This is a genomic window from Altibacter sp. HG106 (assembly GCF_028561755.1).
Taxonomy (GTDB): Bacteria; Bacteroidota; Bacteroidia; order Flavobacteriales; family Flavobacteriaceae; genus DFVG01.
Window position 1 is genome coordinate 34,801 of sequence record NZ_JAQQTD010000001.1, and the last position, 14,502, is coordinate 49,302.

Here is a 14,502-nt window from a genome sequence, read left to right on the forward strand (position 1 = left end):
CGAAACGAAAGAAGTATGAATGTTTGTTTTATTATGTATCCTTGGGAAGAAATCGATCCCGATAACGACTCCACCTTGGCCCTTATTCACGAATTCGTGAAACGCGGTCATGGAATGGCGATTACCACCCCCGCGAATCTCACTATACGAGACAGTGTGGCCTTCGCCTTTAGTAAATGCGTTAAGCGCATGGAAAAGGTTCCTAAATCCCTAAAAGGGTTTCACAAGCAAACCAAATTCTACGATGAAATGCTTCCTATGGCCGGCTTTGATGTGGTGGTATTGCGAAGCAATCCACCGTTAGACATGATCATGCTCAACTTTTTAGACAGTGTGAAGGATGATGTGTTCATTATGAATGACCTAGACGGAATTCGTCGGGCCAACAACAAACTGTATACGGCTGTATTTGAGAATGAAGATATGGAAATCATTCCGAAGACCCACGTTACAAAGAATAAAGAATACCTCAAAAAAGTAATCAAAGAAGGACCGGAACGAATGATCCTAAAACCCTTGAACGGTTACGGAGGCTCTGGAGTAATTTTGATCGAAAAACGAGCGATGAAAAGTATTAATTCGTTGTTAGACTTCTATATCGACAATAAGGATGGCACCACTAATTATGTGATCCTTCAAGATTATATTGAAGGAGCAGACCAGGGAGATGTACGCATACTATTACTTAATGGTCAGCCTATTGGCGCGATGCGCCGTGTTCCTGGGGACGAAGATCACCGAAGCAATATCAGTGCCGGGGGCTCGGTTCAGAAGCATTCCTTAACTAAACAAGAAAAAGAACTCTGTCGAAGAATTGGACCGAAATTGGTGAACGACGGACTCTATTTTGTGGGGATCGATGTGATTGGCGGTAAACTCGTGGAAGTAAATGTTATGTCACCTGGAGGCATTACTTATATGAACAAAGTTTATAAAACCAGAGTGCAGGAAAAGATCATCGATTTCGTAGAAGATAAAGTATTGGAACGCGTCAATGCCTTCGAACGGCGCCAAAAATTACGTAAAACGGTAAGCGAAGCCTAATGAAAAAATGGTCTGTTCAACAAATGGTGCAAGCGATTGAGGCACAAAAGTGTTTTGAAGCCGTCGCAGAAGATTATTCCTTCACCCTTAAAATTAACGAATACACACCCTATGTTTGCGGGGCCGTGCACGACGGACATCAATTTCGTCGTGAGCTATGGGACAATTGTATCCATACCGAATATGAGCGTTGGTTTGAAGAAGACCCGTGCACCAAAGCCTTTGTTGATGCGATGCCTATCGTGATCTCCGGAAATGACAGTCGGTTTGAATACGACCTCAACCGCGATCCGGAGAACGCTATTTTTGACACGGCATGGGGCAAGAAGCTATGGAAAGAACCCCTTTCAGAAGCAGAAAAGGCGATCAGTTTAGAAAAGCACCATCAGTTTTATCAGGTAGTTCACGTCTTGATCGACACCTTAGAAAAAATTCACGGAACGGTGGTCGTGTATGATATACATAGCTATAACTGGCGACGATGGGATCGGGAGGTTCCAGTGATCAACTTAGGGACTTCGAATATCGACAACGATCGTTTCGGTAATTCGGTAGAGGCGTGGCGCACTTCTCTGGCCAAGTTAGAATTACCAGGGGTTGCAAGTACTACATCGCGAATTAACGATACCTTCTTCGGAAATGGTTATTTTCTCAAATACATTACCGAAAATTTCAAAAATACCTTAGTTTTGGCAACTGAATTCAAGAAAATTTATTGCGATGAAACGCGACAGGTCATCTATCCTGAAGTGGTGTCCGCAATAGCGGCACAGCTTCCGAAGAAAATCAAGGAGCATGCCGCACATTTTCAAGAGACGGTATAAAAGCACATGAGGTACCCGGAGAGCGTCAAAGAAACGTATCCAAACGTAGTGAGGATTGATCATAACCTGAATGAACTGGTTAAGAAGATCGAACTCCTCAACTACGTGAACCCAATCAATATCGAACAGGAAAAGCGAAACTTCTTCGCGTCCAAATACAACGTAAATCCATCATTTCGATACCGGAAAGTCGATTTTGACGCGCATAAACTTCAGCAACAATTGTTCTCACAAGACATCGATAGCATTCGGGATGAAGTCACGAGAGCTTTCTACCGCGATGTGATTTATGATTATTCGGGCTTAATTCAATGTGTAGAGACCGTAGGGCAGGGGGAGAAATTTTATTATAACTCTTTGAAATCCTTCGGAACCCCTACCGATAAAGATGTAGAGAACGCGCGTTTTATTCTTCATTTTGAAGATGATGCCTACGATCAGGAAATGTTTCCGGTGTTTAACGCTTCCGAAGCCGCTGCCTACTTCGAAGAATTCGTGAAGCGGTACGATTTTGAGCTAAACATCAAGTACTCCACAAAAATTTCCGCAGCAGCAATGGTCCTTAATAATATTCAGACCTTAGTGCTGAAAAAGAACCATCATTTTAGCGCCAATCAATTGAAAGTGCTGGCGAACCATGAAATTGGCGTCCATTTAGTTACCACTTACAACGGACTAAATCAATACCTGAAGATATTCCACAACGGCTTTCCGAAGAACGTCGAAACTCAGGAAGGACTGGCTGTTTTCAGCGAATATATGAGTGGTTGCCTTACCTTATACCGACTCAAAGAGTTGTCCTATAGGGTACTAGCGACCGACAGCCTTCGCAAAGGATTTTCCTTTTGTGATACCTTCGACCTGTTGCACAATCAATACAAGCTCAATCGTGAAGAATCGTACAATATAGCCTTACGGGCACATCGCGGAGGCGGGTTTACCAAAGACCATTTATACCTCACTGGCTTGAAAAAAATCTACGAATGGCATAAAAAAGGAAAAAGTCTCACTCCGTTGCTCAGCGGAAAAGTTTCTTTGGCGTATGCGCCGGTACTGGAGCAATGGTATCAACAAGATATGGCGCTTGAAAACCGCTATGACAACGTAGCTTTCGAAAGCAATCAAAACAGCAATCAGAAAGTATCTTTCATCCTAGAAAATCTGCGGTAATTATAAGAATTTGGCTTTCAGTTCTGGCGTAGGGATCATACAACTCTCCTTTTTTCCGTACCATTTGTAACGGTTCTTTGCGATATAATCGTAGACCCAATTTCGGATAAATTTAGGAACGATCATAAATCCGTATAGTAGCGGCCAGCCTCCGGTAAGATATTTAGCAATATTTAGTGCTGCGGAAGATTTGGTGTATGCCTTTCCATTTGAAATCAAGATGATAGAGTCGGTTTCTGAAGGATCAATATCATAGCGTTTCAGATAGGTTTGTCCAATGGTTTCTTGCAGTGCAGTAAATCGGAAACGGTCTTTGGAGTCTCGTTTTATTACGAATAGCACCGAACTATTGCAAAGGTTGCAAACCCCATCAAAAAGGATGATTTTTTTTTCCTGATCCATAGAACCACAAAGATACGAAGGTTTTATAGGGCGTTCAAGTATTCTAACAAATCCTGTCCCTTTTGAAGATGGCGCTTCTTTTGAAGGGTTTTTATTATTTAGAAGCGTATCAGTAATATTACAAACAGGGAAGCGAGTCCTGAATCGTGATGACACCTAGGTATGATACTGCCGTTTACACTTTTTCAAGTTCTTCTAAGCGTACATCCGCAGTAAACTGCCCGTAATTTACGATCGCCTTTTTCTTTTCAATGGTGTCGATCGTACCAATGGCCCTTCCGTCTATCATTCGAACGCGATCGCCTACTTTAAGGGCTACTTTGGGTTTCGGTGGAGGTGCTTTTTTCGCTTCTTCTTTTTTCTTTTTCTTTTCTTTTCGAATAACATCCACTTTCTTCTCCACCTCTTGTTCCACCGCTTTTTTCTTTGCCTTTTGTTGCTGTTTTTGCTTCCGCGGAACTTTTTTACGCTTGCTATTCTCGGTCATTACTAGTTTGAATAGCTCATCCAGTAATTGTCGCTTCCGTTTGTTATTGAAATACGATTCGGCCAGGCTATCCACTTTTCGACCCAAAGAGATCATTTTTTGGTTGCTGTCGTATAATTCTTGATAGCTTTCTAATTTTTCCTGGATCTTGGTGTTAATCTCTTCCAATTGCTTGTATTCCTGTTGTGCTTTCTTTTCGGAAGTCTGCAAAGAGGCAGCCGTCTCACGAACCTTTGAGCGCTCCTTTTGCAGATTAGCAATGGTCTTATCAAAACGAACCTTTCCGCGTTCGATCTTCTTCTTCGCCTTATTAATTAAACTGTACGGGATTCCATTTTTCTGAGCGACTTCAAAGGTGAAGGAAGATCCTGCTTCTCCCAGTTGAAGTTGGTACAGCGGCAACAAGCTTTTCCGATCAAATTGCATGTTGGCATTCACGGCATGCGGCAGTTCATTGGCCAAAAGCTTCAGATTGGTATAATGCGTGGTAATAATTCCGAAGGCTTCGCGCTCATAAAATACTTCCAAGAATATTTCTGCCAGGGCACCGCCCAGTTCCGGATCGCTTCCCGTTCCGAATTCGTCAATAAGGAATAAACTTTCCGAATTACACTTCTTTAGAAATTGATTCATTTTTTTCAGCCGATAGCTGTAGGTGCTCAGGTGGTTTTCAATGGATTGATTGTCACCAATATCCGTAAGGATACGTTCAAAGAAGCAACATTCGCTCTGAGGTTCTACGGGAATCAGCATTCCCGATTGTAACATGACTTGTAACAGCCCCACCGTTTTAAGCGTAATACTTTTTCCGCCGGCGTTTGGACCGCTAATAACGATCACCCGTTTATCGGGCTGTAGTTCGATGGTCTGTGGGTAGGTAGTTTCCTTGCGTTTTTTATTAGCCAGAAGAAGTAACGGGTGATAGGCGTCTTTTAAAAAGAGTCGTTTGTTGTTGGTAAGAATTGGTACCACGCCATCGAGTTCCAGGGCGTACTTAGCCTTGGCATGAAACACGTCAATTTGAATCAAATAGTCCTGATAGGATCGAAGCAGGGAAGCATACGGACGCACATGCTCGGTAAGCGCACGCAAGATCTTTTTTATTTCCTCCTTTTCCTCATATTCCAAGTGACTCAGTTCATTGGCATATTCTAAGGTTTCCTGGGGTTCTACATACACGATACTACCCGTCTTTGATTGGCCTAACACCGCGCCTTTTACTTTTCTGCGATGCATTGCTTTAACGGCCAGCACACGTCGATTATCCATAACCGACTCCCTTATATCATCCAAATAATCTTTAGGAGCATAATTGGATAAAGCACGCCCAAAAGAAGCGTTGATCTGCGACTTCACGTGTTGTAATCGTTTGCGAATCGCTGCGAGTGCTTCGGAAGCAGTATCTTTCACCGCTCCGTAGCGATCTATTTTTTCATGGATCGCAGTGGCTATGGTTGCTGTGTAGGTTATCTGTGCGGAAAATTCCTGAAGGTATCGGTAAAATTCTTCGTATTTCTGAAAGAATCGAAGCAAGTCTTTTGTCGTTTCACAAACCGAAACAATTCGTCGGAAGGAGGAAATCTCCAAAACGCTATTTTCAATGGTCAGTAAGTGAAGCTCTTTCTCCAACGCATCAAAGCCATGGTTAGGAATGCGATTATCTGAATTAAAAGACGCCACAAATTCTTTTACACGGTTCAATTCTGGTGCGATAGCTTCCGTATCCTTAAAGGGTTTGATATCTAGAACAGCCGATTTCCCCAAGTCGGTAATTGTCTTGGCGGCCATTTGCTGGAGTACCGTGTGGAATTCAAGATCTTGTAAGGTCTTTGCGTGTATTCGAACCATAATTTATCCTCCGCCACAGCGGAATACTGTTGGGTAATGATTATTTTTAACTCCCACAAAAATACATAGAATGCCCATAACAATTGAAGCCGGTTGGAAGGAAGTCTTACAACAAGAATTTGAGCAACCCTACTTTCAAAATCTTATCGCTTTTGTAAAGGAAGAGTATCGCCAACACCGCTGTTTTCCTCCCGGACCTGAAATATTTTCAGCCTTCGATCATACTCCTTTTTCTGAAGTTACGGTTGTGATAATTGGGCAGGACCCCTATCACGGACCCCGACAGGCAAACGGTCTCTGTTTTTCTGTACACAAGGAAGTGCCGCATCCACCATCCTTACAGAACATTTTTAAAGAAATTGAAACGGATATGGGAATTCCGATACCTACATACGGCGACCTAACGGCGTGGGCAGCACAAGGTGTACTTTTATTAAATGCTACCTTAACCGTACGAGCACACCAAGCCGGAAGTCACCAGAATAAAGGCTGGGAACAATTTACAGACGCGGTCATTCAACAGGTCTCACAAAAAAAAGAAGGAGTCGTATTTCTATTATGGGGTGGGTATGCGAAGAAGAAAGGGGCGAAGATTGATCGAAGTAAACACCTGGTGTTAACCAGTGGCCATCCATCTCCCTTGAGCGCCAATAGAGGGTATTGGTTTGGAAATCGTCATTTCAGCAAGACGAATACGTATTTAAAGCAACAAGGAAAATCGCCAATTAACTGGAAGATCGACTAAGGCTTATTTCTTTTTTACTTGATTGCGATCTGGGTCATTACAGCTGAATTGTAACAGCAAGAAATTGGTTACTAACAAGCTCCCGATAATGATTAAAAATGTCGTCATACCTTTCGAGTTTACACTACGAAGATGCAAGGCAGTTGTAAAGGTTGCGTCTTTTAGTTAAAAAAATGTACTATTTCTTCGGAAGGGATCGAACGCTCAATCAATTCGAGGGCAACTAATGTCTCTTGAACCGTTTCTATTTGTGCCAAAGGTACTTGGGCCTGCGACCATTCGGTAAGGGCAAGCCATTGCCGAATATCCTCAATTTTCTGGTCGTATCGTTCTGCTAAAAGAACGTCGATGGTGTCGCGTTCCTTGAAGTGGGTTGTATACCGATTGATTGTATTTAGAATGTGTTGGACACTTTCGGGATCTTCGGATAGAAATTCAGTTCGAACCGCGATCACAAAGCAGGGCCAGGGGGTAGGGCATTCACCAACGAGTCGGAAAGGCCCGTCATCTACATAGGGCTTGGTGGTAAACTTTTCCCACATAAAATAATCTCCTTCTCCCTTCGGAAGCGCTACTAACGCTCCTTCCAAGTCATTCACTACGGTAAGCTCCACGTCCGTAGGATCCCACCCTTGTTGCTGCGCATTTACGAACGCCATAAGGTGTGAGCCTGAGCCAAACCTGCTGATCGCGGCTGTCGTTCCTTGCAGTTCTGAAATACTGTGATATGGGGAGTTTTTCGCTACGTGAATTCCCCAAAGCAACGGGGAGTCCACAAAACCCTGGACGATCTTACTGGGATTTCCCAAGGCAATATCTCGAATAATTCCTTCGGTCAAAATCACCGCCATGTCAATGGTACCCTCCCGCAGGGCTTTATTCATCTGTCCCGTACCTCCGTAGAAATCCTGCCACCGCAAATTGATCCCAAATTGATGATATTCTTTATCGCGTAGACTTAGATACCAGGGGTAGTTAAAATGTTCTGGTACGCCACCAATGGTTATTTTCTTCATGATACCAGTGTTTCTAAAGTATGAATAATGAGTCTGTCTATCGTCTTTTCAGGATGGTTACTAAAGGCACCTGTAGCGCGATTTGCCAAGATCGCATTTAAGGAAATAGCGCTATGTCCCAGTAATTTCGACATGGCGTAGATTCCGGAGGTTTCCATTTCCAGGTTGGTAATTCGCTGTTGTTGAAACTCGAAAGCGCCTAATTTTTGGTTCATTTCAGCATCTTCTAGTGCTAATCGGAGTCGGCGCCCTTGCGGACCGTAAAATCCTACATTGGTAGCGGTTACGCCATGGGTAAAAGAATCTTGCTGAAACAGCTTTTGCAATGATACGTCTGCTGCGACTACATAGGGAGAAGCCTTTTGTTCAGACCATTGCATATGAGTCATAAAGGCTTCTGCAAAATCTTCCTCCAGCAACGCTTTCCCCGCGTAAAACCAAATGAGATTATCGAAACCAATCGCTTTTTCAGAAACCAACCAGGAATCCACGGGTATGTCTTTCTGAATGGCTCCAGAGGTGCCAATTCTAATAAACTGCAAGGGCGTATGTTGCTCCTTAACCTTTCTACGGTCAAAATCGATGTTTACCAGCGCATCCAATTCATTAAAAACGATGTCTATATTATCGGTGCCGATACCGGTAGAGATAACGGTTAATTTCTTACCGCGATACATTCCGGTTTGCGTTTTAAATTCGCGTTTTTGGACAGCTACCTCGATGGAATCAAAATGCCGTGTAATGGAAGTCACCCGATCTGGATCGCCTACGGTGATGATAGTGGACGCGATATCACCTGGAGCAAGATTTAAATGATAAATAGTTCCGTCTGGGTTTAGTATTAATTCTGAAGCCGCTAAACTCATCCCCCCACACGCTTTACCCGAAATCCTTTATCTTTCAGAAACTCCATAATTTCCTTGCGGTAATCGCCCTGGATAATGATTGTTTCATTTTTGAAACTACCCCCAACGCCCAGCATGGTTTTTAATTCTTTCGCGAGCTGCTTGAAATCAGATTTCGCGCCGTTATACCCATCGATAATGGTAATCGGCTTTCCTTTGCGTTTTTCGTATTTGCACAACAACGGATCGTCTTGAAGCCACACCGTACTTGGAGTTTCTTCTTGTTCTTCGGAAGGCTCCGGCTCGTGGTCCGGAAACAATTTTTTCAATTGATCTTCGAGGTCCATCCTACTTTTTTATGAGTCCGATTTCCACCAAGCGCTGGTGTAAAAACTCACCCGCCGTAATATCGGGATAGGCTTTTGGATGCTCTTTGTTGACACATTGTTCTAGGCAATTAAGCTTCATGTCGCTGCGAGGATGCATGAAGAAGGGGATGCTATATCGAGGGGTGTCCCATTGATCGCGAGGAGGATTCACAACGCGGTGAATGGTAGAGCGCAACTTATTATTGGTGTGACGCTCTAGCATATCGCCCACATTGATCACCAATTCGTCTTCAGCGGGAATAGCATCAATCCATTCGCCATCTTTGCGCAACACTTGGAGTCCGCCTGTGGAGGCACCCATTAATAAAGTAATAAGATTGATGTCCCCATGTGCTCCTGCCCGTACCGCTCCTTTCGGCTCTTCGGTAATAGGAGGGTAGTGGATGGGTCGTAAAATGCTATTACCGTTGGAGGCCCAATGATCGAAATAATGTTCATCGAGTCCAATGTACAACGCCAGTGCACGCAACACATAGATACCGGTTTTTTCTAGCATTCGATACGCTTCCATTCCCGTGTGATTAAAATCTTTCAGTTCTTCCACCTGCACGTTCTCTGGATAGCTATCGGGGAGGTTGGCATCTTCATCGGGCTCCTGCCCAAAATGCCAGAACTCTTTCAAGTCGCCTTCTTTTTTTCCTTTTGCATGCTCTTTTCCGAAAGAAACATAACCGCGCTGTCCGCCAAGCCCTTCAATTTCATACTTCTTCTTTACTTCTACGGGAAGTGCAAAAAACGCTTTCACTTCTTTATAGAGTTCTTCCACTAAGGCATCGCTCAAAAAATGATTTTTTAAAGAAACAAAACCAATCTCTTCATATGCGGTTCCGATTTGTGTGACAAATTGCTGCTTTCGTTTGGGATCGTCTGAGAGGAAATCAGCTAAATCTACACTAGGTATGTTGTTCATAATTCTCGTTTTTAACAAACTACAAATATACCAAATATCCTCGGCACTTCCGAAGCGAAAAAAAACGTAAAAATCATTTACCATGCGCGATTTTTTCTACTTTTGAATAACTCAATACGATCCATGGAACACCAAAAAACATCCGCTCCAATATTCGACTATTCCACCTACGAGCTTGCACCCGAAATACTATTAGATCTTTATAAGGGTATTTTGCTCCCTCGAATGATCGAGGAAAAAATGCTCATCTTACTTCGACAGGGAAAGATCTCCAAATGGTTTAGCGGAATCGGCCAAGAGGCCATTTCTGTAGGAGTGGCATCGGTACTTCAGAAGGAGGAATATATTTTACCAATGCATCGAAATCTCGGTGTTTTTACCATGAGAGACATCCCTTTATATCGCTTATTCGAGCAATGGCAAGGCAAGGCAAATGGTTTTACCAAGGGGCGGGATCGCAGCTTTCACTTCGGAACCCAAGAATACAATATTGTGGGTATGATCTCTCACTTGGGTCCACAATTTGGCGTAGCCGACGGAATTGCTTTAGGAAATCTCCTTAAGAACAATGGGCAGGTTTGCGCCGTTTTTACCGGTGAAGGCGGCACCAGCGAAGGAGACATACACGAAGCGCTTAACGTTGCTTCGGTATGGCAACTCCCTGTACTGTTTTGTATTGAGAATAATGGCTACGGTCTCTCAACTCCTACCGAAGAACAATACCGTTGCGAGCACTTAGCCGATAGGGCACAAGGATACGGAATGGAATCACATATCATAGAAGGTAACAATATCGTAGCGGTGTATGGTAAACTGAAAGAAATTGTGGAGGACATGCGACAGCATCCAAAACCCGTATTAGTAGAGTTTAAAACCTTCCGGATGCGCGGTCACGAAGAGGCGAGCGGTACAAAATATGTGCCTCAGAACCTTATGGATCATTGGGAAGAAAAAGATCCCGTACGCAACTTTGAGCGGTACTTGATGGAAACCGGTATCCTTTCAGAAACCAAGAACGAAACCTACAAAACCACTATAAAAAACGAAATCGACAAGCATCTGGAGCTTGCTTTTAACGCGCCTGAGATTATACCTTCGTTACCCGAGGAACTCACCGATGTTTTTCACCAAGACGAAACTCCGGAAGTGCCTCCGGCTACGGAAACCAAGGAAATCCGACTTGTAGATGCTATCTCTGAAGGCTTGCGCCAATCGATGGAACAGCACGATAATTTGGTGATCATGGGGCAGGACATTGCCGAGTACGGTGGTGTTTTCAAAATCACAGAAGGCTTTGTAGAAGTCTTCGGAAAGGATCGCGTTCGAAACACTCCTATATGCGAATCGGCGATCGTTTCAGCAGCCATGGGACTTTCTATCAATGGATTTAAAGCGGTAATGGAAATGCAATTTGGCGATTTCGTGACTTCCGGGTTCAATCCTATCGTGAACTATTTAGCGAAGAGTCATTATCGCTGGAATCAAAAGGCAGACGTGGTAATCAGAATGCCATGTGGCGCCGGAGTAGGAGCAGGTCCGTTTCACAGTCAGACGAACGAAGCCTGGTTTACCCACACACCCGGATTAAAAGTAGTGTATCCGGCCTTCCCTTACGATGCCAAAGGCTTATTGGCTAGTGCCATTAATGACCCGAACCCGGTGCTTTTCTTTGAGCACAAGGCCTTGTATCGCAGTATTCGGCAGGAGGTGCCAACCGATTATTATACGCTTCCGCTAGGCAAGGCAGCGTCTATTAAAGAAGGAACACAACTGAGCATTATCACTTACGGAGCCGGCGTACATTGGGCCATGAAAGTAGTGGATAGTGTAGCTGTTTCCGCAGATATCATAGACCTGAGAACATTGACACCCTTAGATACAGAAGCCATTTTTGCCTCTGTCCGCAAAACGAATAAGGTCATAATTCTTCAAGAAGATTCCTTGTTTGGAGGCATTGCTTCCGATATCGCTTCGCTTCTGGCAGAACATTGTTTTGAAGCATTGGATGCGCCCATTAAAAGAGTGGCTAGTTTGGAGACCCCCATTCCGTTCGCTAAAGCATTAGAAGAACAGTATCTTCCTAAAGAACGGTTAAAGGAGGCTATACACGAGTTGCTCGCTTATTAATACTTTAACATTTGCTGTTAAACTTCGCACAAACATAGTTTTACCGCCTCGTTTTTGATGTACTTTAGAACTACTAATCATTAAAAACTAGAAACTATGTTACGCTGGATTATTATTTTTCTGATCATCGCTTTAGTTGCCGCTGTCTTTGGATTTGGTGGAATTGCTGAAGGAGCCACAGACATCGCTCAAATCATTTTTTACATTTTCATTGTACTGCTGGTACTTTCCTTACTATCGCGTTTATTCAGAAGATAGAAACGACACAAATTTTAATCTAAACCAACACTTATGAAAAAAGTACTTGCAGTTTTGCTGTTGGCGTTTGTTGCCTTTGGCTGCGGAACCCCAAAAACAGTGAAAGAATCTAAACGAGTAATAAAAGGGTACTGGAGCCTGAACAACATCTCTTACAGCGAATCCGGTACATACAACGTCACACTCCTCAACGACACCTCTAAAGAATGTTTTGAAGGGAGTACGTGGCGGTTTATTCCGAATAATAACACCGGGATCTACACGGTCAACAATGGGAACTGTCCCACAGGAGATCGTAACTTTATCTTTACGATACAAGAAGTTGATCCGGCAACGGGACTGTATGATTTCCTTCTGAAGCCTACGATGAAACGCGGAAAACCCGATGATTCAGTAGGATTCCGATTAAACCTTACCCAACTTACCGAAAATACGATGCGTTGGGAGCAGACCGTATCTGTAGAAGGAGCGCCCTTTACTATTTATATGAACTTTACTAAAATTGAAGAATAATGAAGACTTTTTTTAAGAATATATCCATAGTTGCGTTAGCCGTTGTGTTTACGGCGAGTTTCGTAAGTTGCGAAGCGACGCGTAATGCCAACAACAAACAGAAAGGTGCCGTTATCGGCGCTGCCGGTGGTGCCATTTTAGGTGCGATCATCGGAAATAACGCCGGGAAAGGCGGAAATGGAGAAATTGGAGCCGTTATCGGTGGTGTTGTTGGAGGTACAGCCGGTGTGCTCATTGGTGATAAAATGGACAAACAAGCGCAGAAGATTGAGCAGGAGATACCCGGCGCTCAAGTAGAGCGTGTAGATGACGGAATCGTTGTGACCTTCGATGAGAATAGTGGTGTGTACTTCGACACCAATAAATACAATATCAATGCAGCCTCTCAGGAAACGCTCAACAAATTAGCTGCGGTACTAGTAGAATATCCAGATACCGACGTACTCGTGGTAGGACATACCGATAGTACGGGTACCGATGCCTACAACATGGAACTATCGAAAAACCGTGCGTATGCGGTAACCAATTATTTCACCCAAAATCGCGGACTGAGTTCTGGACGCTTTACAACCAACTGGTTTGGCGAACAGAGCCCGATTGCAGACAACAGCACCGCCGAAGGTCGTGCTCAAAACCGCCGTGTGAACGTAGCCATTGTACCGAACGAAAAAATGGTGCAAGACGCTGAAAGAGAAGCAAGCGGAAACTAAGCATTCGCCTTGCCAAATTTAAAACCCGTCAGACCTACATGGCGGGTTTTTTATTTGATATATTTACCGTTCGCGCTATGAAGTCATACGATATTATCATTATTGGAGGAGGCTTGGCCGGACTCTGTTGTGCTGTTCATCTGGCACAAGAGGGTGTCGCGGTCTGTTTGCTTGAGAAAAATACGTATCCGCATCACAAGGTTTGTGGAGAGTATATCTCCAATGAAGTGGTAGGTTATCTCAAACGCCTGGGTGTCGATCCGCTCAAAGAGGGAGCGGTGGCTATCAAAGAATTACATTGGTCAACTGCCAATGGCAAAGACGTGTGCATCGATCTTCCGTTGGGTGGCTTCGGAATGAGTCGCTTTGCCTTAGACTATTTACTATTTAAAAAAGCCTCTGAGCGCGCAGAGGTGCGGCAGGCGACAGTTATCGATGTGGCATTCCAGAACGATACCTTCACAGTGACAACCCAGGCTGGAGATTCTTTTGAAGCAGGCTTCGTGGTCGGCGCCTTCGGAAAACGATCAGGCTTGGATAAGGTCTTACAGCGCTCTTTTATTGAAAAGCGAACCTCCTGGATGGCGGTAAAAGGTCATTATAACTACGAATATCCCGAGCATCGGGTGGGTCTTCATACGTTTGAAGGCGGGTATTGCGGTCTCTCGCGAACCGAATCCGGCAGCGTGAATGCCTGTTACCTGGCGACTGTTCCTTCTTTCAAAAAAAGTGGAAGTCTGAAACACCATCAACAGCAAGTGGTTTCCAGTAATCCTATTTTGTATCGTTTCTTTTCAGAAGCCACACCGCTCTTTGACGCGCCCCTTACCATCAGTCAGATTTCCTTCGCCCGTAAACCTCCCGTAGAACAACATATTTTCATGGTGGGCGATAGTGCCGGACTCATTCATCCGCTGTGCGGAAATGGCATGGCGATGGCTATTCATGGGGCAAAAATTTTCTGTGAATTATTTGTACATGCATCCAAAACAGGCACCATCATTCGGCAGCAATTGGAACAGGAATACGAGAGAAAATGGGCTGACACCTTTTCGAGCCGCCTACGTACTGGAAGTTACATTCAGCAACTACTCCTTCGTCCGTTCTGGGCAAATGCAGGGTATCAAGTGGTGCGGGCAGTACCCGGACTCCTCAAAAAAGTGATTCAACAAACCCATGGAGCACCGCTGGCATAATGGTTCAGTTTTCATCAA

The 14,502-nt window shown here is 44.1% G+C and carries 15 protein-coding genes; 9 read left to right on the top strand and 6 right to left on the bottom strand.

Features of this window, described 5'->3' with window-relative positions; translation table 11 throughout:
* Positions 1-15 precede the first annotated feature (15 nt).
* Genes gshB through PO830_RS00160 form a run of 3 tightly spaced genes read left to right on the top strand, consistent with a single transcriptional unit; the run spans position 16 to position 3,038 of the window.
* Entirely contained in the window at positions 16-1,044 is a 1,029-nt protein-coding gene (gene gshB, locus PO830_RS00150) for a glutathione synthase (protein ID WP_272851499.1), read from the top strand.
* Positions 1,044-1,868 (top strand): N-formylglutamate amidohydrolase, encoded by an 825-nt coding sequence (locus tag PO830_RS00155; protein ID WP_272851500.1) that lies wholly within the window; start codon positions 1,044-1,046, stop codon positions 1,866-1,868. The genes gshB and PO830_RS00155 overlap by 1 nt, the downstream gene beginning before the upstream one ends.
* Positions 1,869-1,874: 6 nt before the next feature.
* Positions 1,875-3,038 (top strand): flavohemoglobin expression-modulating QEGLA motif protein, encoded by a 1,164-nt coding sequence (locus tag PO830_RS00160; RefSeq protein ID WP_272851501.1) that lies wholly within the window; start codon positions 1,875-1,877, stop codon positions 3,036-3,038.
* On the opposite strand, the gene PO830_RS00165 is transcribed toward PO830_RS00160, so the two are convergent.
* Positions 3,039-3,440, bottom strand: a complete 402-nt coding sequence (locus tag PO830_RS00165; protein ID WP_272851502.1) for a thiol-disulfide oxidoreductase DCC family protein — start codon at positions 3,438-3,440, stop codon at positions 3,039-3,041.
* 175 nt (positions 3,441-3,615) lie between these two features.
* Positions 3,616-5,775 (bottom strand): endonuclease MutS2, encoded by a 2,160-nt coding sequence (locus PO830_RS00170; RefSeq protein ID WP_272851503.1) that lies wholly within the window; start codon positions 5,773-5,775, stop codon positions 3,616-3,618.
* 70 nt (positions 5,776-5,845) lie between these two features.
* On the opposite strand from PO830_RS00170, the gene ung reads away from it, so the two are divergent.
* A complete protein-coding gene (gene ung, locus PO830_RS00175; RefSeq protein WP_272851504.1) occupies positions 5,846-6,520 on the top strand; it encodes a uracil-DNA glycosylase in 675 nt (224 codons plus the stop codon).
* Between the two features lie 161 nt (positions 6,521-6,681).
* Here the strand turns inward: ung and PO830_RS00180 are convergent, their stop codons facing one another.
* The 4 genes from PO830_RS00180 to PO830_RS00195 are packed head-to-tail and all read right to left on the bottom strand — an operon-like array spanning position 6,682 to position 9,680.
* Entirely contained in the window at positions 6,682-7,536 is an 855-nt protein-coding gene (locus PO830_RS00180) for a substrate-binding domain-containing protein (protein ID WP_272851505.1), read from the bottom strand.
* Positions 7,533-8,402, bottom strand: coding sequence for a nucleoside phosphorylase (locus PO830_RS00185; RefSeq protein WP_272851506.1), 870 nt, complete (start codon positions 8,400-8,402; stop codon positions 7,533-7,535). The genes PO830_RS00180 and PO830_RS00185 overlap by 4 nt, the downstream gene beginning before the upstream one ends.
* The gene (locus PO830_RS00190) at positions 8,399-8,728 is read right to left on the bottom strand and encodes a translation initiation factor (protein WP_272851507.1); all 330 of its coding nucleotides are present in this window, start codon (positions 8,726-8,728) and stop codon (positions 8,399-8,401) included. Before PO830_RS00190 ends, PO830_RS00185 begins: the two co-directional genes overlap by 4 nt.
* Position 8,729: 1 nt before the next feature.
* Positions 8,730-9,680: an isopenicillin N synthase family dioxygenase gene (locus PO830_RS00195; RefSeq protein WP_272851508.1), complete on the bottom strand. Its 951-nt coding sequence runs from the start codon at positions 9,678-9,680 to the stop codon at positions 8,730-8,732.
* A 123-nt stretch (positions 9,681-9,803) separates the two neighbouring features.
* Here PO830_RS00195 and PO830_RS00200 point away from each other — a divergent pair, with 123 nt between their 5' ends.
* The 5 genes from PO830_RS00200 to PO830_RS00220 all read left to right on the top strand — a co-directional run bounded on the left by PO830_RS00200 (position 9,804) and on the right by PO830_RS00220 (position 14,484).
* Positions 9,804-11,807 carry an alpha-ketoacid dehydrogenase subunit alpha/beta gene (locus PO830_RS00200; RefSeq protein WP_272851509.1) on the top strand — a complete coding sequence of 668 codons (2,004 nt, stop codon included), beginning with the start codon at positions 9,804-9,806 and terminating at the stop codon, positions 11,805-11,807.
* 96 nt (positions 11,808-11,903) lie between these two features.
* The gene (locus PO830_RS00205; RefSeq protein ID WP_272851510.1) at positions 11,904-12,065 is read left to right on the top strand and encodes a DUF1328 domain-containing protein; all 162 of its coding nucleotides are present in this window, start codon (positions 11,904-11,906) and stop codon (positions 12,063-12,065) included.
* Positions 12,066-12,098: 33 nt separating this feature from the next.
* Entirely contained in the window at positions 12,099-12,578 is a 480-nt protein-coding gene (locus PO830_RS00210; RefSeq protein ID WP_272851511.1) for a lipocalin family protein, read from the top strand.
* Complete coding sequence (locus PO830_RS00215) at positions 12,578-13,288, top strand: OmpA family protein (protein WP_272851512.1); 711 nt, start codon at positions 12,578-12,580, stop codon at positions 13,286-13,288. The genes PO830_RS00210 and PO830_RS00215 overlap by 1 nt, the downstream gene beginning before the upstream one ends.
* 77 nt (positions 13,289-13,365) lie before the next feature.
* Positions 13,366-14,484, top strand: a complete 1,119-nt coding sequence (locus PO830_RS00220; protein ID WP_272851513.1) for an NAD(P)/FAD-dependent oxidoreductase — start codon at positions 13,366-13,368, stop codon at positions 14,482-14,484.
* The last annotated feature ends 18 nt before the right edge of the window (positions 14,485-14,502 follow it).

Bases quoted from the DNA above. Each gene is read 5' to 3' on its own strand.
- PO830_RS00155 (WP_272851500.1), top strand. From the start codon at position 1,044: ATGAAAAAATGGTCTGTTCAACAAATGGTGCAAGCGATTGAGGCACAA.
- gshB (WP_272851499.1), top strand. From the start codon at position 16: ATGAATGTTTGTTTTATTATGTATCCTTGGGAAGAAATCGATCCCGAT.
- PO830_RS00170 (WP_272851503.1), bottom strand. From the start codon at position 5,775: ATGGTTCGAATACACGCAAAGACCTTACAAGATCTTGAATTCCACACG.
- PO830_RS00200 (WP_272851509.1), top strand. From the start codon at position 9,804: ATGGAACACCAAAAAACATCCGCTCCAATATTCGACTATTCCACCTAC.
- PO830_RS00210 (WP_272851511.1), top strand. From the start codon at position 12,099: ATGAAAAAAGTACTTGCAGTTTTGCTGTTGGCGTTTGTTGCCTTTGGC.
- PO830_RS00185 (WP_272851506.1), bottom strand. From the start codon at position 8,402: ATGAGTTTAGCGGCTTCAGAATTAATACTAAACCCAGACGGAACTATT.
- PO830_RS00195 (WP_272851508.1), bottom strand. From the start codon at position 9,680: ATGAACAACATACCTAGTGTAGATTTAGCTGATTTCCTCTCAGACGAT.
- ung (WP_272851504.1), top strand. From the start codon at position 5,846: ATGCCCATAACAATTGAAGCCGGTTGGAAGGAAGTCTTACAACAAGAA.
- PO830_RS00220 (WP_272851513.1), top strand. From the start codon at position 13,366: ATGAAGTCATACGATATTATCATTATTGGAGGAGGCTTGGCCGGACTC.
- PO830_RS00205 (WP_272851510.1), top strand. From the start codon at position 11,904: ATGTTACGCTGGATTATTATTTTTCTGATCATCGCTTTAGTTGCCGCT.
- PO830_RS00165 (WP_272851502.1), bottom strand. From the start codon at position 3,440: ATGGATCAGGAAAAAAAAATCATCCTTTTTGATGGGGTTTGCAACCTT.
- PO830_RS00160 (WP_272851501.1), top strand. From the start codon at position 1,875: ATGAGGTACCCGGAGAGCGTCAAAGAAACGTATCCAAACGTAGTGAGG.
- PO830_RS00190 (WP_272851507.1), bottom strand. From the start codon at position 8,728: ATGGACCTCGAAGATCAATTGAAAAAATTGTTTCCGGACCACGAGCCG.
- PO830_RS00180 (WP_272851505.1), bottom strand. From the start codon at position 7,536: ATGAAGAAAATAACCATTGGTGGCGTACCAGAACATTTTAACTACCCC.
- PO830_RS00215 (WP_272851512.1), top strand. From the start codon at position 12,578: ATGAAGACTTTTTTTAAGAATATATCCATAGTTGCGTTAGCCGTTGTG.